Below are 23,043 nucleotides of genomic sequence, written 5' to 3'. Positions count from 1 at the left end.
CTTTTCCTAGTACTGTTACTTTTTCTCCATTTTTTAAGTTTCCTAGAACCGAGCTACTTGTATTCGCCGCACTTCTTACTCGTAAGCTTGTTGCATTGATTGTTCCTACTTCTTGTGCTCCATTTTTGATTGTTGGTTGCAGTTGCTTTTGGCCAGAAGTGTCAGGTGTTTGAATTGCATCTCCAAATTTTAAAAACTCTAAAGATACATATCCCTCTTTTCCTTTATATTCAATCTTTGCCCAGCCGTTCGCTTTTCCTAATACCGTTACTTTTTCATTTTTTTGAACATAGCCAATCATTGAACTACCTAGAGCTGGACTATTACGTACATTCAAACGAGTTGCCGTAACAATTCCCTCTTCTTTTTGTCCATTATTAATCGTTAATTGTTGTTTTTGTTCAACGTTTGGATTTCCATTCGAAAATCCTAAAAATTGTAATGTGACGTATCCCTCTTTTCCATCATGAGAAATTTTAGCCCATTCTTTTTCCTTACTTAAAACTTGTACATTTGTTCCCTTTTTTACTGTTCCTATAACTTTCCCTTGAGTTGTAGGTTGTTCACGTATATTTAAATTTGTTGCATTTACTGTCGCTAAATTATCACTTTCTGCAAAGGCATGCGTCGAAATAAAAGATGTTGCTGTCGCTAGAAATGTACCTGTTATTATTTGTTTTGTTGTTTGTTTCATAATTTTTTATAAGAATATAAGAAATCCTATATTCTTCAGCCCTCCCTTTTTTATTCTTCTTACTATTAATCTTAACATATCATTCCGAAATATTTATTTTGAATATCTAAATATAACCATAAAATTTATGAACATCTTATCTATATAGTTTTTTGCATAAAACTATATCTCCTATGAAATATTACAAAGGGATGTATTTTAGATGGAATATTAATTTCTTAGGAGGAAAACAATGACGAAAATCTTCATTTTAGCATCAACACTCTCTTTATCTTTTTTTAGCGGTTTAAATATCGGTAATGCAGCAACGGAAAACTTCTCTCCAGCAACAAACGCAATTGTACAAAATAACGATCATTTAGCAGAAGGCAACTCAAAAGATAATAATAAACCACCAGGAAACAATGGTTCTCAGGACGATAGTGGTTCTGGCGGCAATGGCTCGGGCGGTAACGGTTCTGGTGGCAGTGGTTCCGGTGATAACGGCTCTGGCGGCAACGGTTCTGGTGGCAATGGCTCCGGTGGCAGTGGTTCTGGTGGTAACGGTTCTGGTGGCAATAGCTCTCAAGGTGGTAACCGTGTTAAAGGCGATAACAGTTCTCAAGGTGGCAACGGCTCTCAAGGTGGCAACCGCGTTAAAGGCGATAGCAGCTCTCAGGGGGGCAACGGTTCTCAAGGTGGCAACCGCGTTAAAGGCGATAGCAGCTCTCAGGGGGGCAACGGTTCTCAAGGTGGCAATGTAAAAGATAATGAGAAAAAACAAGGCGATAAGTTACCTAATACGGCAACACATTATCCTGCATCTATTTTAATGGGACTTTCAACATTCCTAATCGGTATGTTACTATTTATTCGCCGTAAAAATGCAAAATAAAACACATCCTTCCATCTAAAACATACATGAAACAAATTGTAAAACAAAAAAGGACTTTGGATTGCATTTTATTATGCAGCCCAAAGTCCTTTTCATCCTCTATCAAAAAGCGCATTAATACGCTTTTCCCCAATACACCATTTGTTTAGCTTCTTTCCCACAACAAATACATTCATCAGCTACATGCTCTTGCTCAAAAGGCATACAACGTGAAGATACTCCAACCTCTTCTTTTAGTTTCTCTTCACAAGCTAATTCTCCGCACCACATTGCCTTAATAAATCCTTGCTTTTCATCCGCTATTTTTTTCATCTTTTCGAAATTCGTCGCACTATACGTATTCTCATCGCGAAATACTTTTGCCTTATTAAATAAAGAATTATGAATTTCCTCAAGTAATGCTGGAATACGTTCTTCTAATTGATCCATTGATATAAATTCTTTTTCTTTCGTATCTCTTCTTACAAGTACGACTTGATTCTTTTCAATATCTTTAGGGCCAACTTCTAATCGAATTGGAATGCCCTTCATTTCATACTCATTAAATTTCCAGCCTGGTGTTTTATTACTAGCATCTATTTTTACTCGTGCAACCTTTTGAATATGTTCTTGTAACTCTGTTGCTTTCGCTAAAACTCCTTCTTTATGCTGAGCAATTGGTACAATAACAACTTGCACTGGCGCGACTTTAGGAGGCATTACAAGCCCATTATTATCACTATGAACCATAATAAGTCCACCTATCATTCTTGTTGATACACCCCAAGATGTTTGGTGTACATATTGCCACTTACCGTTACGATCTAAAAACTTAATATCAAATGCTTCAGAAAAATTCGTTCCAAAGTTATGAGATGTTCCTGTTTGAAGTGCTTTCCCATCATGCATTAAGCTTTCAATCGTATAAGTCGCCTTTGCTCCCGCAAATTTTTCTTTCTCTGTTTTTTGTCCTTTAATTACTGGTATCGCTAAGTAGTCTTCACAGAAAGAAGCATATAGATTTAAAATATGTAACGTTTCAGCTTGAGATTCTTCTGCTGTTTCATGAATTGTATGACCCTCTTGCCATAAGAATTCAGTTGTACGAAGGAATGGTCGCGTCGTTTTCTCCCAACGAACTACTGAACACCACTGATTATATAGCTTTGGCAAATCATTATAGGATTGCACAATTTTTGAAAAATGTTCACAGAATAAAGTTTCAGATGTAGGGCGTACACAAAGTCTCTCCGCTAATTTTTCATCCCCGCCATGTGTCACCCATGCTACTTCAGGAGCAAACCCTTCTACATGATCCTTCTCTTTTTGTAATAAACTCTCTGGGATAAACATTGGCATATACACATTTTCATGACCAGTTGCTTTTAACTTCTCATCCATAACTTTCTGCATATTTTCCCATAAGGCATAACCGTACGGACGTAGAATCATACATCCTTTTACACTTGAATAATCAACAAGTTCTGCTTTTTTTACAATATCTGTGTACCACTGTGCAAAATCCTCTTCCATCTTCGTAATCGCTTGTACTTGTTCTTTTGCCATAGTCAGTCTTCCTCCTTTTGAAAATACAAAAAAGCCCGCGTCCCTAAATAGGGACCGAGCTTTGCCGGCGTTACCACCCTGATTCATGCACAAAAATTGCGCATGCTCTCTTTTTGATAACGGGAAATTCCCGCTGCATATGCAGAACGCAAAGGTAGGTTCCATATCGCCTTTTTAAGAATCTTTCAGTCTGCTGGATTCTCTCTCTGCTAAAAAGGTTGAACATGTACTAGTCCTTTTTCATCGTTATAACGAAATAAATTTGTTGATTATCATAATACAAATTCTTTTTTAAAACAATAGCTAATTTTCTCATTTTTATATATTCTTTTCGTTTTTTGCAGTTTTATACGTAGCTTTTTCTCGTGATTTTTAAAAGTTGATGTGCAATCATACCGATAAGTGTACCAAGTAGAACGAAGAAACCAATAAATCCATATCCCATTCCTTCCCATCCACCAATCACCATCATTGTAACCGGAAAGGATGCTAAGCAAAGAAGTATTAAACTAAGTGCAAATATAATATCGAATTGTTTGTTTGGAAACCGTTTCTTTAGTAAATACGAAATAGCAAATACAAGGATAATCGTAATTCCGCCAATGATATAAAAGATACTAAATCCATCTAGCCAATCCACAGTATTCCCTCCTTCCATTCATTCCCTTATACTCAATTATATGTTTAACTTTTCTGAAAATAAATAATAAATTTTCACCTAGAAATATATTTTTATCACTAGGTATTAATAGTAATATATAAGAATAGGTTTTATATAATCAGGAGGGAACTTTATGGATAAAGCATTAACAAACCACGTCATTATTTTATCTTTCGATTGCTTATCAGCTTTAGATTTTCCTATATTACAACAGCTTCCTAATTTCCAAACATTAATAAACAAGGGCGCGATGGCGAGAAAAGTGGAACCTATTTATCCTTCTGTAACATACCCAAGTCACTCAACAATCGTTACTGGAAACTACCCTAATAAACATGGCGTAGTTAGCAATACGTTACTTCAACCTGGACGCAAGTCACCAGATTGGCATTGGTACCGAAAATCCATTAAAGGAACAACGTTATACGATGAAGCACGTAAAGCAAATTTAACGACAGCTGCCCTTCTATGGCCTGTTACCGGCAGAGCAAATATTGATTACAATTTACCTGAAATTTTTCCAAATAGACCGTGGCAAAATCAAATTTTAGTTTCATTATTTAGCGGTAGCCCGCTATATCAATTAGATTTGAATCAGCGTTTTGGTCATATAAGAAATGGCTTATCACAGCCTGAACTCGATGATTTCGTACTTGCTTCTGCTGTGCATACAATTCAGACGAAAAAGCCTAATGTTATGTTTGTACATTTCACCGATTTAGACACCCAAAGACACTATTACGGCTTTGAATCCAAAGAAACAATAGCTGCAATTCATAGACATGATGAACGGCTAGGGAAAATTATTCAAGCTTTAAAAAACAGTGATCTATACGAAGAGAGTACAATTATCGCTCTTGGTGATCATAGCGCTTTAAGTGAAAACAAAGCCATTCAATTAAATGTACTATTTCATCAAAAAGGGCTTATATCTATAAACTCAAAAGGAAAATTAATAGACTGGAAGGTCTATTGCCAAAGTTGCGACGGCTCTGCCTATGTATATGTGAAAGACAAAAATGATACAGATACCATTCGAAAAGTACAACTACTACTTGAAGAATTACTTCAAAATAAACGAAACGGTATTGAATTTATACTACATGATGAAGCTGCAAAAGACTGCGGTGCAGATGGTAATTGTTTATTTATGTTGGAAGCACAAGAAGGCTATTATTTCACTGAAAACTATACAGGCGATTTTATAAAAGAAATTACCGAAAAAGATGTTATGCCTAGTAAAAAATATACATTTGGTACGCATGGATACTCTCCAACAAAACCTAACTATGAAACAATTTTCATCGCTGCTGGGAAAGGGATAAAAAGCGGTGTTACCATCCCGTATATGAGACTTATTGATGAAGGTCCGACTATCGCTAGGCTACTCGGTTTACACTTAGGTGAAACAGACGGATCAATTGTAGAGGATTTACTTCAATTGTAAAGAACTGTGTATATATGTAAAAGTTATGTAAAAATCATCACTGTTTCTCTTTTTATAATTTTTATTTTTGTACACTGTTAGTAGAACAAATTTAAGGGGGAACATTATATGAAAAAAATGTCCAGACAAGAAAAAAGCTGGATATTATACGATTGGGCGAACTCGGTATATTCGCTCGTCATTACAACTGCATTATTCCCAATTTACTTTAAGGCAGCTGCAAAAGAAGCTGGACTATCTGGTGCAACTTCAACAGCATATTGGGGATATGCAAACTCGTTCGCTACACTTTTAATTTCTATACTTGCTCCTATTCTCGGCACAGTTGCTGATTATAAAGGGTTTAAAAAACGATTTTTCACATTCTTCTTCGGACTCGGCATCGTATTTACAAGTATGCTAGCAGTCGTCCCAACATCTCAGTGGTACTTATTACTAGGCTGCTATATGCTAGCACTAATCGGTTTTGCGGGAGCAAACATTTTTTATGATGCATTTTTAGTAGATGTTACCTCTAAAGATAGAATGGACCGAATTTCTACAAGAGGCTTTGCATTAGGCTATATTGGGAGCACCATTCCTTTTATCGGTTGTATCGCTCTTATTATTCTTGCTCAAAAAGGAACTATCCCTTTATCAGTCGGCATTGCTAGTCAAATTTCATTCGCGATAACAGCTCTTTGGTGGGGATTGTTTACAATTCCAATGCTAAAAAACGTAGAGCAAACGCACTATATTGAACGCGATCCAAGACCAATTGCAATGAGCTTCAAACGCCTTGCTGATACTTTTAAAAATATTAAAGAATATAAAACAGTCTTTATGTTCCTAATCGCCTATTTCTTCTACATTGACGGGGTCGATACAATTATTACTATGTCTACCGCTTACGGAACAGATCTCGGTATTAGTGCAACGAATCTATTAATCATCTTATTTGTCACACAAATTGTAGCTTGTCCATTCGCTTTATTATACGGAAAATTATCAGAAACATTTACAGGGAAAAAAATGCTATATGTCGGTATTATTATTTATATTATTATCTGCACATATGCTTATTTCTTAAAAACGACACTCGATTTCTGGATTTTAGCAATGTTAGTTGCCACTTCTCAAGGTGGTATTCAAGCACTTAGTCGTTCCTATTTTGCAAAACTAGTACCTAAAGAATCTGCAAATGAATTCTTCGGATTTTATAATATATTTGGCAAGTTTGCAGCGATTATGGGTCCCGTATTAGTCGGTGTTACGACGCAATTAACGGGAAAAACAAACGCTGGTGTCCTTAGTATTATTGTACTGTTCATTATCGGTGGATTTTTATTAACTAGAGTTCCTGAAAATGGTACATCCGTTACACCACCTAGTCCAAAAACGAAAACGCTATAAGAAAAAGATCCTCTTCATATGAGAAGAGGATCTTTTTCTTATTTTATCGATAACGTCTTACAATTAAAAATTCTACAGCCGGCTTTACAACTATCGCAGCGCATAACGCAAACAAAAGCGGTATGTTATGAAAATCAATCCATTTATTAAAACCTACCGATGCGAAAAACAAACCAAAAATTAATACAACAAGTACATAATACGTAACATTTGCACTTGTTTTTAATACATGCTTTTCTACATCTTCTTTCTCCTCCGTTGCCCCTTCCACATTATGCGATGCCAAACTTTTAAACATATAATGTAATGCGATGCTACAAATAAATAGTGCATACCAGTTTACTTGAAGTTCAATTAACCAATAATAAAGTGCAAACACTAACGTACTTATAGCCACTAATGTCGTAACTACAAGGCTTATTTTCTCTTTCCCCAACAACTATTCCCCCTACAGCTTGTACAAAAATAGTTTATCAACAGTTGTTCCTAATACTTCAGCTAAACGGAATGCTAACGCTAAGCTTGGATCATATTTATTATTCTCAATTGCATTTATCGTCTGTCTCGAAACTTTACACTTATCAGCTAATGCACCTTGTGAAATATTGTTTTCAGTGCGTAATTCATAAATTTGATTTTTCACATCTTTTCTCCTAACATGTAAAATCGTTTTTACAACATTAGTATATAGTCGGTACATTTCATTGTCAAAAGACTGCCACGAGAAAAGGGAGTAATTCTGCTCCCTTACAATGGTTATTTCGAGGCTAACGAATTTGTTAGTTCCTCTTTATTAGCGACATCTTCTTTATTTATTTGCATGCGTAGAACTGGCCCTATCGCAAATAAAATAAGTGCCATTGCTATACAAAATACAGTAACTAGTGAGGTCATCTCCTTCAATCCTCCAGCTAGTGAAGTTCCGATTAACATCGCCCCCATAAACAGTGGCAAAATTGTTCCATTTACTCTTCCAATCATATTTTCTGGTACAAGTTGAATCATAAGCGTACCGACAACGATATTAACACAAGCTAAACAAATACCTGTGCCAAATCTCATGAAACTAGTAATCCAAAATGATGTAGATAGCCCTTCTACTAAAAATGACATCGCTAATATGCTCATACCGAATACAAACATCTTTTTCGGATTCACTTTTGAAGCGAAAACTGCAGCAACAATCCCACCGACTAACATACCGATTCCATCAGCTGCGGCTAAATATTGAACTGCTTCTTTTTCCATTCCAAGTCGTTCTATTACAAGAAACACTTCTAATGGATTTGTTAGTCCAACAGCTAAGCCCATAATGGTGAAAGTGATCGTAATCATACGTAAATTTTTCGTATGAAGAACATATTTCCAACCCTCTTTTATATCATTTTTCAATGAATCTCTCGCCACTTGCTCTTGTTCCACCCATTTTGGTAAAAACGAAAGAGCAATAGCAGATAACAAAAATAAAATGATTAAGCTATATAGTGACGTAAATAAACCAAGTTGTGTGTACACAAGCGATCCTACTACTGGTCCAAAAATCAGAAATAATGACTGTAATGTTTGGTTAAATGCAATCGCATTTGCTACCTGTTCTTCTTTTACATAGCGCTTAAATATACGCGAAGATGATGGCTGAGAAAACTGACCTACAATCGCGGAAATGAGTGTTGCAAAAAATATAGCCTGCCAATAATCTAACTTTAATAACAAGACAATTCCTATAATAGACAGTACGCTTAATACATCTCCAGCAACCATCGTTCTTTTCGGATTCCAGCGATCAGCTAGTGCACCACCGATAAACGAGAAAATAAAAATAGGTGCATATTCCATAACCGATAACAAAGAAACTGAAACTGGATCATTATTCGTTCGCTCCATTATGAAATATAAAAGAGCCATATTTCTGATCCAAATTGCAAATTGTTGTAAAATATCAGATGCCATAACGAGCATAAATGCTCGGTTTTTAAATAAAGCGTTCATTTTCATTCCCCTTTCATAAACCGACCGTTCGGTCTAATTTATTTTGTAAGAAAAGCAACTGACTTATTATTCAGCTGCCATTCCTTTTAACAATACATCTATTGCCTTTTTATAAATACGTTGCAGCTCTTTATAATCTAACTCGTAGTAAAGTACTCCAAGCCCTGATAATAATCCATTCACAATATACATAAGGTCGCGCGTATTATCTTCACGAAACTCTCCAGACTGTATGCCTGCTTCAATTAGTTTCTCAAACATAACATACGATTCTCTAGTTAAAGCCAATAGTTCATCCAAAATCTCTTTACTTACAACTTGGCTCATAGAGAATTCCTCTATTGCATTTGAAATGGGCTGCTGTATGTCCTCGACATGATATTCCGCGAGACCATATAGTTTTTCAGTATTCGTACTATACAACTTCTCTTTTTCATTCCATTTTTCAAGCCAATCATACGTATGCTGTTTCACTACAAATAAAAATAATTCTTCTTTACTTTTAAAGTGATAATAAATGCTTCCTTTACTTCTCTCTGTAATTTCACAAATCTCTTCCATAGATGTAGCTGCATAGCCCTTCTGTGAAAACAGACTTTCTGCTTTATAGGCAATTTCTTTCTTTATCTCTTCTGCGCTTCTTCTCATATTCACACCTCTTTAAACCGACCGTTCAGTCTAATAATAACAAATAAAAAACCTCTATCGCAAGAGGCTATACTCCTTATTTAAGAAAACGTACTTTCAAACCACGTTCGAATCATATGTATGATTCCAATTTTAAATCCTAATTTAACAAGAACTACGCCTCCCGCAGCTAATAAAAATAACACTACTTTCCCCTTGTTTTTCACTTTCAGTTCCCTTTTCATTTCTATTCCCCTTAGTACGTTAAAAATATTAATCAAACGTTTGTTTAAAAAGAAATACGCCCGTTATAGGGCGTATTCTCATCAATCACCGCCGCCTCCGCCACCATCGCAACTGCCCCCGCTATCTCCGCCAAAAGATCCTCCACAATCATGTGATCCCCCATGCGAGCTATCATTATCAGATCCAGCAAAGAAAAATAATGGTGATGAGTTGTTAGATGAATTATGAATGTTATTTTGTTTCGTAAGATTTACCTTCTTTTTGTTTGATCGAACTGCTGTTACGATTGTTCCAACTACAACAAATAATAGTATGACAATAATAAATTCCATATAAAAGCCTCCCTTAATCTTCGAATAATTGAATGGTTCTTTCTAGATTTTCAAGTGAAATGAAGCGCGATTCACGAAGGATCTCTTTTCCATTATAAAATAATAAAACTGTTGGCCCTGTAAATACTGCATATCGCCCCGCAATTTCTTGCATGTCTTGTAGTAATATTTCTACTTTCTCTACGTATTCATAATTCTCTAGTACGCCATTTACTTTTCTTAGCATAACATCACAAACACCACAATTTTCCGTTTTAATAAAGAGCAGCACTAATTGTTGTTCTTCAATATATGTTGCTAATTCTTCGATCGTTTCAAATGTATTCATCTTATCCCTCTTAGCGTAATTTACAAAATACTTTACCTTGATACATACGAAAAGCTGAACTATCTTTAATCTTTCTCTTTTCCATTACCTGCTGAAAACGAAGCGTTTTTGCTGTTAACTCTTCTTTTAATTCTTTTCTCTCTGCTTTATCATAACAGCACGCAATTAAGTCTTCTATTTTTAATATATCTTTTTGTAGTTCCATTTCTGGTGGAATCATACCCGCATTTTTTAAAATTTTATAACTCATTCTAAGTTCTGGAGGTACCATTGAAAGGTCTTCTAATTGTAGTGGTTTTCCTTTTCCCGGAATATGATCAAGGTCTCCATTCCGTATTGCTTGTCGAATTTTTTCTTCAGCAATGTTCAAAAAGACATCCACACCATTCGCTCCTTTACATATTTTTACTATTATTTTACATGATATTTTCTCATCTCGCTACGCTATTACAAATTGACTTCATACAAATTTTTCTCAAATTTAATTACAAGAAGCCTTTTCCCCCCTAATCAATATTTTATTTTCATGTGTAATCTGTATTAGAGCCACTTCATATTGAGAAAGTCTTTCCGCGTCCAATAAAGCGTTTACACCAAATCTTACATTTGCTACGATTTAATCACCCCCAGCTCCCTTGTATAGACTTCGTGATGTCTGATCATTTTTATCAAGCTTTAATACGTCCAGATTCATTTTGGTTTATTGGCGCATGCCTTTAAATATATTTTTTATTTTGAAAGGAGAAATGACTATGAAATCAAAAAAATTCACGTTGCTATTACTATCCCTACTACTCTTCTTACCTCTTTTTCTCACAAACTTTATTACTCCAAATTTCGCATTAGCAGATTCACCAAAGCAAGGTCAAAAAGTTGTTGGGTATTTTCCTTCGTGGGGCATTTACGGACGTAATTATCAAGTTGCAGACATTGATGCATCAAAGCTAACTCATTTAAACTATGCTTTCGCTGATATTTGCTGGAATGGAAAACATGGAAACCCTTCTACTCACCCCGATAATCCAAATAAACAAACGTGGAACTGTAAAGAATCTGGTGTACCACTGCAAAATAAAGAGGTCCCTAATGGCACTCTCGTACTCGGCGAACCATGGGCTGATGTCACAAAATCTTATCCGGGATCGGGTACAACTTGGGAAGATTGTGATAAATATGCCCGCTGCGGAAATTTCGGAGAACTGAAACGATTAAAAGCTAAATACCCTCACTTAAAAACAATTATTTCAGTTGGTGGCTGGACTTGGTCTAACCGTTTTTCTGATATGGCCGCTGATGAAAAAACAAGAAAAGTATTCGCTGAATCTACAGTAGCTTTTCTTCGCGAATATGGATTTGATGGCGTGGATTTAGACTGGGAATACCCGGGTGTTGAAACGATTCCTGGTGGTAGTTATCGTCCTGAAGATAAACAAAACTTCACCCTACTCCTTCAAGATGTTCGAAATGCATTAACAAAAGCTCGTGCAGAAGATGGGAAACAATATTTACTAACAATCGCTTCAGGTGCAAGCCAACGTTATGCCGATCATACAGAACTAAAGAAGATCTCTCAAATACTGGATTGGATTAATATTATGACATATGATTTCCACGGTGGATGGGAAGCCACTTCTAACCATAATGCAGCACTATACAAAGATCCAAATGATCCAGCAGCAGATACGAAATTTTACGTAGATGGTGCGATAGACATTTATACAAATGAAGGGGTTCCAGCAGATAAACTCGTATTAGGTGTGCCTTTTTACGGACGTGGATGGAAAAGTTGCGGAAAAGAAAATAATGGGCAATACCAACCTTGTAAACCAGGTAGTGACGGAAAGCTAGCTTCTAAAGGTACTTGGGATGATTATTCTACCGGTGACACAGGTGTGTACGATTACGGTGATTTAGCAGCTAATTATGTGAATAAAAATGGTTTTGTTCGCGGATGGAACGATGTAGCGAAAGTACCTTATTTATATAATGCGACTACAGGAACGTTTATTAGTTATGATGACAACGAATCTATGAAATATAAAACAGACTATATAAAGACAAAGGGTTTAAGTGGTGCAATGTTTTGGGAACTAAGCGGGGATTGCCGTACAAGTCCAAAATATAGTTGTAGTGGACCAAAATTACTTGATACGTTAGTAAAAGAATTACTTGGTGGACCTATTACTCAAAAAGATACGGAGCCCCCAACAAACGTAAAAAATATTGCTGTTACAAATAAAAATTCAAATTCAGTTCAGTTAAACTGGACTGCATCTACTGATAACGTAGGCGTTACTGAATATGAAATTACTGCCGGAGAAGAAAAATGGAGTACACCAACAAATAGTATTACAATTAAAAACTTAAAACCTAATACAGAATATACGTTTTCAATATTAGCAAAGGATGCTGCTGGGAATAAATCACAGCCTACTTCCATTCTTGTAAAAACAGATGATGCTAACACAACACCTCCTGATGGAAATGGCAATGCTACCTTTTCAGTCACTTCAAATTGGGGAAGTGGTTACAACTTCTCGATTGTAATTAAAAATAGCGGAACGACCCCAATTAAAAACTGGAAATTAGAATTTGATTATAACGGCAATTTAACACAAGTTTGGGATTCTAAAATTAGTAGTAAAATAAATAATCATTACGTAATTACGAATGCAGGATGGAATGGTGAAATTCTTCCTGGTGGGTCTGTTACAATCGGAGGAGCAGGAACAGGGAATCCTACTGAATTTTTAAATGCATCCATTAGCGAAAACTAAACGTAACCTCCATTAATTATTTCACTAAAGTTTGAATTTAGGTTTGAGTGCTCTGGCCTAAATTCAAACTTTTAATTTTATCAAAAATCACGAATATACATTAAGATAACCTATTATAATCATATTTAGTTTTTAATATGAAGTTCATGTGAAGTTCATCTGAACTTTACATGAATTTCCTTCCAGTTCTATTGTCTTCTTATACTAATCACTTTATCCTTTACATATAGGAATTATTTTTCATTCCACTTCACACTATCTATATATACAAAGAAAAGATAGTGGCCTATTAGGGAAAGGCATCTAAATATAAACATAACATAAGAAAAAGCACGCTTATAAGCGCACCATAAGAGTGCTTCTTCATACAATTCTCATGTAAGAGTTCTCGAAAATCATGTTAATCACAAAGAAAAGGCCTTAGCTTATATAAGCTAAGGCCTTTTCTTTGTGATTATTGTTCAGCGTTCCATTCTTCTATATTCCATACTTTTGTAATCCACGCTTCATAGAAAGAAGGCTCATGTGAGACAAGTAAAACTGTTCCTGTATATTGTTGTAACGCTTCCTGCAAAGACTTCTTTGTTTCTATATCCAAATGATTAGTCGGTTCATCTAAAATTAAAACATTGCTTTTCGTTACGATAAGTTCACATAAACGCACTTTCGTTTGTTCTCCGCCGCTTAATAAACGAATAGGTTTTAAAACGTGCTCTTCTTTCAAGCCACACTTTGCTAATGCTTGGCGTACTTCTTTCCTTGTCATATCTGGTCTTTCTGCCCAAACTTTCTCTAATGGTGTTGTTTCTGAAGCAAACTCTTCCTGTGCAAAATAAGCAGGATTTACTCGCTCGCCAACAGAAATTGAACCACTTAGCGGCTTTATTTGGCCTAATAACGTTTTTAACATCGTCGTTTTTCCGATTCCATTATGACCAACAATCGCTATCTTTTCTCCCTTTTTCACTTGTAAATTCAGCTCTGGACATAACGGATCACTATAACCTATCCTTAGTTTCTCAGCCTGCAATATACGACTTACTGGCTCCTCATAAACAGTAAAATCAAAACGGGATCGAGTTACATGATTAACCTTTTCAATCCTTTGCATTTTCTCTAATACTTTCTCTCGACTCTTAGCCTGTTTCGCTTTTCGAATTTTATTTTTTTGAATAAATGTTTCTAACTGAGCAATTTCTTTTTGTTGTTTCGCATGCGCCGATTGTAATTGTTTCCTTTGCAATTGATAACTTTGCACAAATTTTTCATAATTTCCTACGTACCGCTTCACTTTCCGTTCTTCTAGATGATAAATAACATTCGTAATACTGTTCAAAAATACTTCGTCATGTGAAATGATCACATAAGCTTTTTCATACAGTCTCAAATACGATTGCAGCCATTCTATATGAGCTGTATCTAAATAGTTTGTTGGCTCATCTAGCAATAAAACATCAGCTTTTTCTAAAAGGAGCTTCCCAAGTAATAACTTTGTTCGCTGTCCTCCACTTAACTGTGAAACATCCTTTTTCAAGCCAATTTCAAGTAAGCCTAAGCCGATTGCTACTTCTTCAATTTCAGTATGAATTTGATAGAAATTAGAACTTTCCAATATAGTTTGTAATTTTCCATACTTTACTAACAGTTTTTCTATTTCTCCTGCTCCATTCATTTCTTCAGCAATTTTTAACATTTCACACTCAATCGCATACAGATTAGAAAATGCACTTTGTAAGTATCCCTCAATTGTTATTCTTTCTTGTAAATCCATATGCTGCTGTAAAAAACCTATCTTCACATGTGGAAACCATTCAATGTTTCCGTCATCATGTATAAGTTCTCCTGTTAAAATCCTTAACAATGTTGATTTTCCAATTCCATTTTTCCCAACTAACCCAACATGCTCGCCCTTTAATAGTCGAAAACACGCATTATATAAAATGGTTTTCTCACCATACGAATGACTTAAATTTTCTACTGTTAATATACTCATTTTTTTCTCTCCTCTACTTATAGTTCATAAGCTAAATAGAGAGAGCAACAGTATAAAGCCTTATTTAATTGTATATATAAAAAATGGGTAAGGTGAATACACCTTACCCATTACATATTATCGTAAAAAAGGATTAAGGTTCTTTACCTGCTGTCTTCAATTTAGCTTAATCGTTAAAAATGGGCAGACTTCTCCCGCATCAAGCTAAAACCATTTGAAGAACAGTTGATAAAGTCATTTTATCCTTTCACTCCTTTAACATTTGTTATATTAAGAGTATAAACTACTCTGTTATATTCTATTCTCTATTTTTTCTTTTGTTCCTTCTCCGTTTTTTCATTTTCTGCGTAAATTTCTTTATACAACTTTTCTAATGCATATGGACTTGTAAAGATGAGCGTTAACGAATCAACTATTTGCTCTATAGATTTCATCTTTCTCCCCCTATATAAAAAAAGCCTCTTAACAGTAATTATACCAAAAACTGTTAAAAGGCTTTTTCTATTTTTTCATATACGGGGCTAATACTCTCAAAATTTCTTCCTTATCCTTCTTTAACTCAAGTGATGTTAACATATCCATCGTTCTCGGCCTAGTTAATTTCACTTGTACCTCACCAACTATTGAAGCTGGTCTTTGAGATAATATAAATATGCGGTCCGAAAGCAAGATTGCCTCATCTAAGTCATGTGTGACCATAACGATTGTTTGCTTCTCTTGGTGCCAAGAGTTTAAAAGCCAGCTATGTACTTCCATTTTTGTAAAGGCATCTAATTTTCCAAAAGGCTCATCAAGTAGCATAATTGGCTTTTCACATAAATATGTGCGCAGAAAACTAATTCTTTGACGCATACCACCAGACAATTCATCTGGATAATGGTCTGCATATTCATCTAGTTCAAACTGCTTTAATGCTTCCATTCCCTCTGTCAGCCTTTGTTTTTTCGGTTTCCCTTCGATTTCCAATGGAAGAACTATATTTTGCAAAGCTGATCGCCACGGCAGTAATAAATCCTGTTGCGGCATATAACTTACAACATCTTGCTCTTGCATTCGCTTATCGTTATACGTTACATTCCCACTTGTTGGATTTTCAACATTTGCAATCATATTTAATAATGTGCTTTTCCCGCAACCACTTGGACCTACAAAAGAAACGAACTCTCCCTCTCGTATAGAAGCACTAATATTTGCTAATACATTCTTTCCATCGAAAGATTTCACAATATCTTTTATTTGTAATCCGCTCATTTTTCGCTTGGAAGGAACTCATTTGTAAAGGCATCTTTTACATCAATTTTCTTCTTAATTACTTTGTTATCATATAAGAAATTCATGTAATTCGTCCAAACATCTTCCTTCTGTACTCCCCATGCTTTTGCATCATCTTGATACTTCGTGCTTAACCACTTTTGACTTTCTTGTACTAAGTCTTTATTTACATCTGGAACAGCTTTAATTAAAATATCCGCAGCTTCTTTTGGCTCTTTAATTGCAAAATTATACCCTTCTGTCGTTGCACTCATAAACTTTTTCACAAAGTCTTTATCTTGCTTCGTATGTTTTTCACTCGTAATAATAACAGGACTATAGAAATCAAGCGCTGGGTCTAAGTCTTTCACCATAATCGTATTTAACTCTTTTCCTTGGCGCTTCGCTTCAATTCCATCCCATCCGTAATAAATCCATTCAAAGTCTGCATCACGGCCGATTGATTTAAAGAAATCCGTTTGTCCTAAGATGATTTTTTCAACTTTATTAAAATCAGCTTGATGTTTCTCCATAATTGTCTTCAACGTTGCTTCTTCTGCTGGTCCTCCCCAGCCTCCGTAACGTTTACCTTCAAAATCTTTCGGTGAAGTCATGTTATCCTTCTTAAGCGATGCAAAAGCTGAAGTGTTATGCTGAATAATCGCTCCGACAGATACAACAGGAATACCTTCTACACGAGCCAATGTTACATTTTCTTGTGCGCTTATCGCGAAGTCAGCTTTTCCTGAAGCTATCATTTGCTCCGCTGTCACATTATCACCAGGCTGAATAATCTCTACATCTAAGCCTTGCTTTTTATAATAATCTTTCGCTTGCGCTACATATAAGCCAGTATGATTCGTATTTGGAAACCAATCTAATACTACTTTTACTTTTTGATCTTTACTTGCACTATCTTCTTTCTTCGCCGGATTACATCCAGCCACACCTACCGCTAATAAGGCAGCCAACATAACTTTTAAACCTTTTTTCATTTTCTGCCGTCCTTTCTATATATCCATGGTGCTGTTATTCTTGCCATAAACTCCACGATAAAATACAGGCATAATGTCACCATAACAATAATTGCTGCCACACCAAATACTCGAGCTGTTAAAAAGGATTTTGTAGCTCTCGTAAGCATAACTCCTAATCCTTCACTGGCACCGAGCCATTCCCCAATAATCGCTCCCATTACGCTATATGTAACTGCAATTTTTAACCCTGAGAAAAAGTATGGAAGCACTGCTGGAAACTTTACTTTCTGGTAAACTTGCCATTTCGTTGCCTTCATCGTTTGCAACAACTTCAACAGATTTTTATCTACCGTTTGAAAACCTTCTAAAATGCTAAGCGCAATCGGGAAGAAACAAACGAGTATGACCACCATTACTTTCGGTAGCATTCCATATCCAAACCAAATAATAAATAACGGTGCAAGTACAACGATTGGAATCGTTTGCGAAATAACAAGCAACGGATTTATTAAAATACGAAATAAAGGGATAACATCCATAATAATTGCAATACTTGTCCCAATTAAAATCGCAAAAAACAGTCCGATTAGAACCTCTTGTAACGTTTGCATCGTATTCGGTAATAGTAAATCTTTCATTCCAATTAATTCTTGAACAATGGCAGAAGGCTTCGGTAAAATCCACGGTTCAATTTTAAATAATGAAACAGATCCTTCCCATATCGCAATGAGAAGGATAAGCCAAATAGTTGTAATTATTTTAGATTGCTTCTGGTTTTGCATATTCATCACGGTACTTCCAAACCTTTTCATCTATCGTTACACCAGTGCTTGGACGATAATGGATTTTAATAGAAGTAATCACTTCCTCTGCTCCAGCATCTACACAAGCTTGTTGCGCACGTTTAATGACATCAAGAAGTACATCTAATTCTCCTTCCAGCGTTGTTTCCATTGCCCCTACTTCATAACGAACTCCCGATTGTTGCACAACCTCAATTGCTTTATCAACAACAGAATACACATCTTTGTGCTTCGCTTGTGGTACTACTGAAAATGAAATTGTAACTTGTTGTGACATAGTAAAATCCCCCTTATGAAATTAAATTTTAAAACAAGAAAAGGCTTTCCTACTACGTAGGAAAGCCTTGTATGCAAGTTATTATAGAATAACATATGCTACATCACTTTAAGTAACTCCCTACGCTGGCATTATCCAGATCAGGTTGAGGGTCGATGTTTGTTTACATCCTCTCAGCCAATTGGCTCCCCGGTCCTTAATTCGTTTTCATTGTAGCATGATTTATTTTATTGAACAAACAAAAGCGCATATAATCATTTCATTTAACTTTTGAATTCTCCTATTAACTCTTGTAACTCCTGCGAAAGCCAGCTTAAAGAACTAGCTAATTCCGCAATATCTTGTACAGACATTTCCTGTTCTTTCAGACTTTCTTCAACATTACTACTACTATTCGCATACGTATTTGCGATAAGTGATAATTCATTTACAACCCGAACAATATTTTGGCTATTTTGCAATATATCACTTGAATTGGCAGAAACAACTCTAACCTGATTTGTAACAGATCGTGCTGATTTTGAAATCCCACCAAAGAAAGCACCACTACTTTCAACAAGTTCCATACCCGATTCTACTTCTTTTAAAGCATTTTTCATTGAAACAGCAGCTTCTTCCGTACCAGCTCGTGTCTCCTCTATTAATTTTGCTATATCTTTTGCTGATGCTTCGGTCTGCTCTGCTAATTTACGCACTTCATCCGCAACAACGACAAATCCCTCACCAGTTTCCTCAACACGTGAAGATTTAATAAAAGCATTTAGAGCTAGCGAATTCGTTTGATTTGAAATACCGGTAATTACTGTTACAATATCACCAATTTCTTTTGATCTTGTTTCCAAAGAATAAATAATAGAAGATAAATCTTGTACTGCATTTTGTATTATGTTCATTTGATTAATCGTCTGTTCAATAATGCCATTTCCTTTTACTGAATGATGCTTTGTACCTTCAGACTCTTTCGCCATTTGTTTTGCAGTATTCGTTATCTCTTCCATTCTATCTTCCATTTCATATATAATATCTAAATACTTTGGTACTGCAGTTTCTTGTAATTGAACGCCAGCCCTTAACTCAACTATAGAACTTACGATTCCTTGAACTGCCATGCTATTCTCTTTCGTACTCACTGATAATTCTTGTGAAGATGAGGAAACCTGTTCTGCTGTCTGCTTCACTTTGTCTATAATCCCTTTAAACTTCTCGATGGTATTATTAAAATACGCATTAATAATACCAATATCATCTGGTCTTTCCTCTAATTTAATACTTAAGTCACCTTCACCGACTTTGCGCAATCCTTCACGTAAATCCCGCAATGGAGCAAGTGCGTTACGTACGATTAGGAATTGAATAACCGTTGCAATTAAAACAGAAATACAAATAAACAGTAAACCTTGTATAATGAATTTTTCCTTTGTAATAGGAACAATAGAGGCATCTACATCGGCTGCAACAATTGCCACTATATTACCTTCCTCATCTTTAATTGGCTCTAATATCGTTACCCATGATCCCAATGCGTCTTCATATACTACTGTCATGTTTGCTTTTTTTGTGCTCATTACTTTATCATATGCTTCCATCCAAAGATCTGGTTGTTTATAATAGTCTCCCGGTTCTACTTCAACAACATTTGCTAACCCTGTAGCCAAAGCAACAACTTGTAACTCACCTTTTTCATTTTCTTTTGCTCCAACAATATACGTTTGTCCAACACTGTTCAATTCTTCCGTTGATTCATCTAACTTCTCTACTAACTTCTCTCTCTTTTCTCTTTCTGCCGCTGGGTCTTTTGCAACATCTCTCAATATTTTTGCATCTAATTTATGTAATACCGTATCTCCTGTTTCAAAAGAATGCCTTTCAAATATAGACATCATACTATTTTGAAACATGTTAAAACTTAACGCTCCCATAGTACCAACAAGCGTCAAAATAACTAACACAGTTAACAATACATTTTTTTGAAGAAATGATAGCTTGTGCCAATATTTTTTCATTCACATCACCTTTTCTTAATTAACTTACTATAAAGTAAAGCTATTAAAATATAAACTTTATTAATAAACGATAATAGTTCTCATTTGTTTACAAATAAAAAAAAGACCAATGAAAAGAGCATTGGTCAAGACCAACCCTATCCGTCCGGTAACTGGCTAGCATAGCCTTGCGGCCTTAGCTCCTGTAGTTTTGCGTCCTAATGTTTCCATCAGTTTGCCTTTCTCGCTGAACGAGTTGAACGATATGGGAGTTCTATGAGAATTAAAGTATTCTCTATCAAAGATTACAACATAAAAATTAAAATGTCTATCTATTTAGAGATGCAAATGTGAAGTTTCAATGTATTATTTTTTCGAAATAATTTAACAAAGTTCGTGAATGTTACATTTCTTGTGTTATATAATAAAAAATGTATATAACACAAGGATTGTTTTGAGTATTTATTTTAATTTTCATTTAAATTAAATTATTCGAATATATCTTAACTAATGAATTTCGGAGGTAGTTTATCATGTTTTGGCTACAATTTCTTACGTTACTACTCTGCATTTTTATTGGCGCACGCCTAGGCGGAGTTGGTCTAGGAGTAATGGGTGGCGTTGGTATGGCAATACTTGTTTTCGTCTTCCACTTACAACCTACAGCTCCTCCTATTGATGTAATGCTTATGATTTTAGCAGTAATTACAGCTGCCGGTGCACTGCAGGCCGCTGGAGGAATGGACTACCTTGTTCATCTGGCTGAGAAAGCATTACGAAAAAATCCAAAGCGCATTACATTCTTTGCTCCAATTGTTACTTATTTATTTACACTGTGTGCAGGAACTGGTCACGTTGCTTATTCTGTACTTCCTGTTATCGCAGAAGTCTCTCGCGAATCTGGGATTAGACCCGAACGACCAATGTCAATTGCCGTAATCGCTTCCCAACAAGCAATTACAGCTAGCCCTATATCAGCTGCAACAGTTGCCCTTTTAGCAATGTTAGCTGACTATAAAATCACTTTATTAGATATTTTAAAAGTAAGTATTCCTTCTACCTTTATCGCTTGTATGGTAGCTGCATTTGTTGCTAGCAAAATGGGGAAAGAATTAAATGAAGACCCTGAATACTTGAAACGATTAAAAGAAGGAATGATTCCTAAAATTGAAGAGAAGAAAGAATTTGTTGGTTTAAAAGGTGCTAAACTATCCGTTATCCTTTTCTTAGTAGGAACTTTCCTTGTCGTACTTCTCGGTTCATTTGAAGCACTTCGTCCAGGATGGATGGTCGACGGGAAGTTAGCTCGTCTTTCCATGCCGAACACAATTGAAATGGTTATGTTAACGATCGCAGCTCTTATTATTATTTTCTGTAAACCAAATGTAGAAAGCATCGTGTCTGGTAACGTCTTTAAAGCGGGGGCAACAGCAGTTGTTGCTATTTTCGGTATCGCTTGGATGGGAGATACTTTCTTTAACGGAAACTTAAATATGATTCAAGGTTCAATTCAGCACCTAGTAACAAGTGCACCATGGCTATTTGCCATCGCATTATTCATTCTATCTATTTTACTATATAGCCAAGCTGCAACAGTACGTGCTTTAATGCCTCTTGGATTATCACTCGGTATTCCACCAGCACTACTAATCGCGATGTTCCCTGCAGTAAATGGATATTTCTTCATTCCAAACTATGGAACAATCGTTGCTGCCATTAACTTTGATCGCACTGGTACAACTGGCATTGGTAAATATGTTTTAAATCATAGCTTTATGATTCCAGGCCTAATCGCAACATTCACTTCTATCGGAATTGGAATGCTCTTAATTTCAATTATGTTTTAAAGAAAAAGCACAAACCTACAGTTTTAAAGGGTTTGTGCTTTTTTAATCAAACGTTTGTTTAAATATTTTTAACCGTCCATTCTTCCATTATGTTCTTTAATAGTTGTGTGAAGTCCTCCGGGAAAAGATGACCTAAGCCTTCTCTCACAATTAATTTACAGTCCACATTATATTTTTCAAACATAGACATTAATTGAAGTGTGTTTTTATAAAATGGATCTTTATCTCCCGTAATAATATATCCTTTCATATTTGTTACCTGGCTTGATACAACCATACTTTCAATCGCCTCTACATCTCGAATAGCAGGTATAACAGAAATAAATTTTTGAGTCCCTAACATATTCTTTAACGCCAACTCTATTGCTATATTCCCACCTTGAGAAGCTCCAGCGATAATGATGTCTTCCAATTTATACTTATCTGTGAACTCATTAAAATTTTTCATAGCATCTTTTATAGCTATATCATGATTATCCCAGCTATAAGAGTTCATTCCATATATTTGCGAGGATTGAGAAAAACCTAACATATACTCACTTAGTATTTTTTCTTCACACCAATATGGTGCAAAATCATTTATATTTGATCCTCTCCAATGTAAAGAAAATAGTCCAGTTTTTGCTTTTTCATTTCCATAACTGTATAGCTCCGGGTTAGCTGTTAACTGCTGTTTCTTAAATATTTCTTCACACCTTTTTACTATTACTTTAAAATCCGCTTTATCTTGTAGCCCCTTTAAGTCTTCATCATACATAAGTGTATGGGGATTCCACCATATCCCTTTTTGCATAGCCCCATTTAAAATAGCAATCGCCTCTTCATCCTTGCCTTCTACTGAATATGCACAAGCTTTCCAAAAACTCGTTTTATCTATTCTTTCAGGAAATTCTCTTTCCGCTTCACTTATGCATCTATAAATTGCATCAAATTCCCCTTTTTCAAATAAACGAAACAACTCATTTTGCAACGCTACAAACCTATTCCGTTTCAAATAATCC

At 35.5% G+C, this 23,043-nt stretch carries 24 protein-coding genes, 2 riboswitches and 1 other annotated feature; of the genes, 5 read left to right on the top strand and 19 right to left on the bottom strand.

The window, feature by feature from the left end:
- Nucleotides 1-694 (bottom strand): SH3 domain-containing protein (locus MR115_RS27885; RefSeq protein WP_242243493.1); only part of this gene is annotated, 694 nt, incomplete at its 3' end.
- 232 nt (nucleotides 695-926) lie between these two features.
- Here MR115_RS27885 and MR115_RS27880 point away from each other — a divergent pair.
- A complete protein-coding gene (locus tag MR115_RS27880; protein ID WP_242243490.1) occupies nucleotides 927-1,568 on the top strand; it encodes an LPXTG cell wall anchor domain-containing protein in 642 nt (213 codons plus the stop codon).
- A 114-nt stretch (nucleotides 1,569-1,682) separates the two neighbouring features.
- On the opposite strand, the gene proS is transcribed toward MR115_RS27880, so the two are convergent.
- The gene (gene proS / locus MR115_RS27875) at nucleotides 1,683-3,113 is read right to left on the bottom strand and encodes a proline--tRNA ligase (protein WP_242243487.1); all 1,431 of its coding nucleotides are present in this window, start codon (nucleotides 3,111-3,113) and stop codon (nucleotides 1,683-1,685) included.
- Between the two features lie 46 nt (nucleotides 3,114-3,159).
- Nucleotides 3,160-3,366, bottom strand: a binding site (T-box leader).
- A gap of 93 nt (nucleotides 3,367-3,459) precedes the next feature.
- Complete coding sequence (locus MR115_RS27870) at nucleotides 3,460-3,753, bottom strand: YesK-like family protein (RefSeq protein WP_131933323.1); 294 nt, start codon at nucleotides 3,751-3,753, stop codon at nucleotides 3,460-3,462.
- A 154-nt stretch (nucleotides 3,754-3,907) separates the two neighbouring features.
- Between MR115_RS27870 and MR115_RS27865 the strand changes: the two genes are divergently transcribed.
- Together MR115_RS27865 and MR115_RS27860 are read left to right on the top strand one after the other, a co-directional pair.
- Nucleotides 3,908-5,221 (top strand): alkaline phosphatase family protein, encoded by a 1,314-nt coding sequence (locus tag MR115_RS27865; protein ID WP_242243484.1) that lies wholly within the window; start codon nucleotides 3,908-3,910, stop codon nucleotides 5,219-5,221.
- 108 nt (nucleotides 5,222-5,329) lie between these two features.
- Nucleotides 5,330-6,613, top strand: a complete 1,284-nt coding sequence (locus MR115_RS27860; RefSeq protein ID WP_242243481.1) for an MFS transporter — start codon at nucleotides 5,330-5,332, stop codon at nucleotides 6,611-6,613.
- Between the two features lie 43 nt (nucleotides 6,614-6,656).
- On the opposite strand, the gene MR115_RS27855 is transcribed toward MR115_RS27860, so the two are convergent.
- The 8 genes from MR115_RS27855 to MR115_RS27820 all read right to left on the bottom strand — a co-directional run bounded on the left by MR115_RS27855 (nucleotide 6,657) and on the right by MR115_RS27820 (nucleotide 10,517).
- Entirely contained in the window at nucleotides 6,657-7,049 is a 393-nt protein-coding gene (locus MR115_RS27855) for a hypothetical protein (RefSeq protein ID WP_242243476.1), read from the bottom strand.
- Nucleotides 7,050-7,061: 12 nt separating this feature from the next.
- The gene (locus tag MR115_RS27850) at nucleotides 7,062-7,313 is read right to left on the bottom strand and encodes a helix-turn-helix transcriptional regulator (protein WP_080119822.1); all 252 of its coding nucleotides are present in this window, start codon (nucleotides 7,311-7,313) and stop codon (nucleotides 7,062-7,064) included.
- A gap of 56 nt (nucleotides 7,314-7,369) precedes the next feature.
- Nucleotides 7,370-8,602, bottom strand: coding sequence for an MFS transporter (locus MR115_RS27845; RefSeq protein ID WP_242243475.1), 1,233 nt, complete (start codon nucleotides 8,600-8,602; stop codon nucleotides 7,370-7,372).
- 66 nt (nucleotides 8,603-8,668) lie between these two features.
- A complete protein-coding gene (locus MR115_RS27840) occupies nucleotides 8,669-9,250 on the bottom strand; it encodes a TetR/AcrR family transcriptional regulator (protein ID WP_001254436.1) in 582 nt (193 codons plus the stop codon).
- A gap of 80 nt (nucleotides 9,251-9,330) precedes the next feature.
- Nucleotides 9,331-9,474, bottom strand: a complete 144-nt coding sequence (locus MR115_RS27835) for a hypothetical protein (protein ID WP_000817921.1) — start codon at nucleotides 9,472-9,474, stop codon at nucleotides 9,331-9,333.
- 81 nt (nucleotides 9,475-9,555) lie between these two features.
- Nucleotides 9,556-9,807 (bottom strand): hypothetical protein, encoded by a 252-nt coding sequence (locus MR115_RS27830; RefSeq protein ID WP_000394367.1) that lies wholly within the window; start codon nucleotides 9,805-9,807, stop codon nucleotides 9,556-9,558.
- 13 nt (nucleotides 9,808-9,820) lie between these two features.
- A complete protein-coding gene (locus MR115_RS27825) occupies nucleotides 9,821-10,135 on the bottom strand; it encodes a thioredoxin family protein (protein ID WP_063262170.1) in 315 nt (104 codons plus the stop codon).
- Nucleotides 10,136-10,145: 10 nt separating this feature from the next.
- Nucleotides 10,146-10,517 carry a DnaJ family domain-containing protein gene (locus tag MR115_RS27820; protein ID WP_242243473.1) on the bottom strand — a complete coding sequence of 124 codons (372 nt, stop codon included), beginning with the start codon at nucleotides 10,515-10,517 and terminating at the stop codon, nucleotides 10,146-10,148.
- Between the two features lie 370 nt (nucleotides 10,518-10,887).
- Here MR115_RS27820 and MR115_RS27815 point away from each other — a divergent pair, with 370 nt between their 5' ends.
- A complete protein-coding gene (locus tag MR115_RS27815; protein WP_242243468.1) occupies nucleotides 10,888-12,912 on the top strand; it encodes a glycosyl hydrolase family 18 protein in 2,025 nt (674 codons plus the stop codon).
- A 454-nt stretch (nucleotides 12,913-13,366) separates the two neighbouring features.
- Here the strand turns inward: MR115_RS27815 and MR115_RS27810 are convergent, their stop codons facing one another.
- The 7 genes from MR115_RS27810 to MR115_RS27785 form a co-directional block, all read right to left on the bottom strand.
- Entirely contained in the window at nucleotides 13,367-14,905 is a 1,539-nt protein-coding gene (locus MR115_RS27810; protein WP_242243467.1) for an ABC-F family ATP-binding cassette domain-containing protein, read from the bottom strand.
- A gap of 305 nt (nucleotides 14,906-15,210) precedes the next feature.
- Nucleotides 15,211-15,339 (bottom strand): hypothetical protein, encoded by a 129-nt coding sequence (locus MR115_RS29925; protein WP_255864116.1) that lies wholly within the window; start codon nucleotides 15,337-15,339, stop codon nucleotides 15,211-15,213.
- A gap of 67 nt (nucleotides 15,340-15,406) precedes the next feature.
- Complete coding sequence (locus MR115_RS27805) at nucleotides 15,407-16,156, bottom strand: ABC transporter ATP-binding protein (RefSeq protein ID WP_242243466.1); 750 nt, start codon at nucleotides 16,154-16,156, stop codon at nucleotides 15,407-15,409.
- On the bottom strand, nucleotides 16,153-17,151 hold the full coding sequence (locus tag MR115_RS27800; protein ID WP_088094988.1) for an ABC transporter substrate-binding protein: 999 nt from the start codon (nucleotides 17,149-17,151) through the stop codon (nucleotides 16,153-16,155). The genes MR115_RS27805 and MR115_RS27800 overlap by 4 nt, the downstream gene beginning before the upstream one ends.
- A complete protein-coding gene (locus MR115_RS27795) occupies nucleotides 17,148-17,921 on the bottom strand; it encodes an ABC transporter permease (RefSeq protein WP_142331711.1) in 774 nt (257 codons plus the stop codon). Before MR115_RS27795 ends, MR115_RS27800 begins: the two co-directional genes overlap by 4 nt.
- The gene (locus MR115_RS27790; protein ID WP_061676686.1) at nucleotides 17,893-18,213 is read right to left on the bottom strand and encodes an MTH1187 family thiamine-binding protein; all 321 of its coding nucleotides are present in this window, start codon (nucleotides 18,211-18,213) and stop codon (nucleotides 17,893-17,895) included. The genes MR115_RS27795 and MR115_RS27790 overlap by 29 nt, the downstream gene beginning before the upstream one ends.
- A gap of 100 nt (nucleotides 18,214-18,313) precedes the next feature.
- Nucleotides 18,314-18,415, bottom strand: a riboswitch (TPP riboswitch).
- 61 nt (nucleotides 18,416-18,476) lie between these two features.
- Nucleotides 18,477-20,216, bottom strand: a complete 1,740-nt coding sequence (locus MR115_RS27785; RefSeq protein ID WP_242243463.1) for a methyl-accepting chemotaxis protein — start codon at nucleotides 20,214-20,216, stop codon at nucleotides 18,477-18,479.
- 144 nt (nucleotides 20,217-20,360) lie between these two features.
- A riboswitch (cyclic di-GMP riboswitch) is annotated at nucleotides 20,361-20,445 on the bottom strand.
- Nucleotides 20,446-20,728: 283 nt separating this feature from the next.
- Between MR115_RS27785 and MR115_RS27780 the strand changes: the two genes are divergently transcribed.
- The gene (locus MR115_RS27780) at nucleotides 20,729-22,042 is read left to right on the top strand and encodes an anaerobic C4-dicarboxylate transporter family protein (RefSeq protein ID WP_000498711.1); all 1,314 of its coding nucleotides are present in this window, start codon (nucleotides 20,729-20,731) and stop codon (nucleotides 22,040-22,042) included.
- A gap of 58 nt (nucleotides 22,043-22,100) precedes the next feature.
- On the opposite strand, the gene MR115_RS27775 is transcribed toward MR115_RS27780, so the two are convergent.
- Nucleotides 22,101-23,036, bottom strand: a complete 936-nt coding sequence (locus tag MR115_RS27775; RefSeq protein WP_242243462.1) for an alpha/beta hydrolase — start codon at nucleotides 23,034-23,036, stop codon at nucleotides 22,101-22,103.
- Nucleotides 23,037-23,043: the final 7 nt, after the last annotated feature.

The organism is Bacillus cereus group sp. BfR-BA-01309, from assembly GCF_022664315.1.
GTDB lineage: Bacteria > Bacillota > Bacilli > Bacillales > Bacillaceae_G > Bacillus_A > Bacillus_A mobilis.
This window is presented reverse-complemented; position numbering and strand designations above follow the sequence as displayed.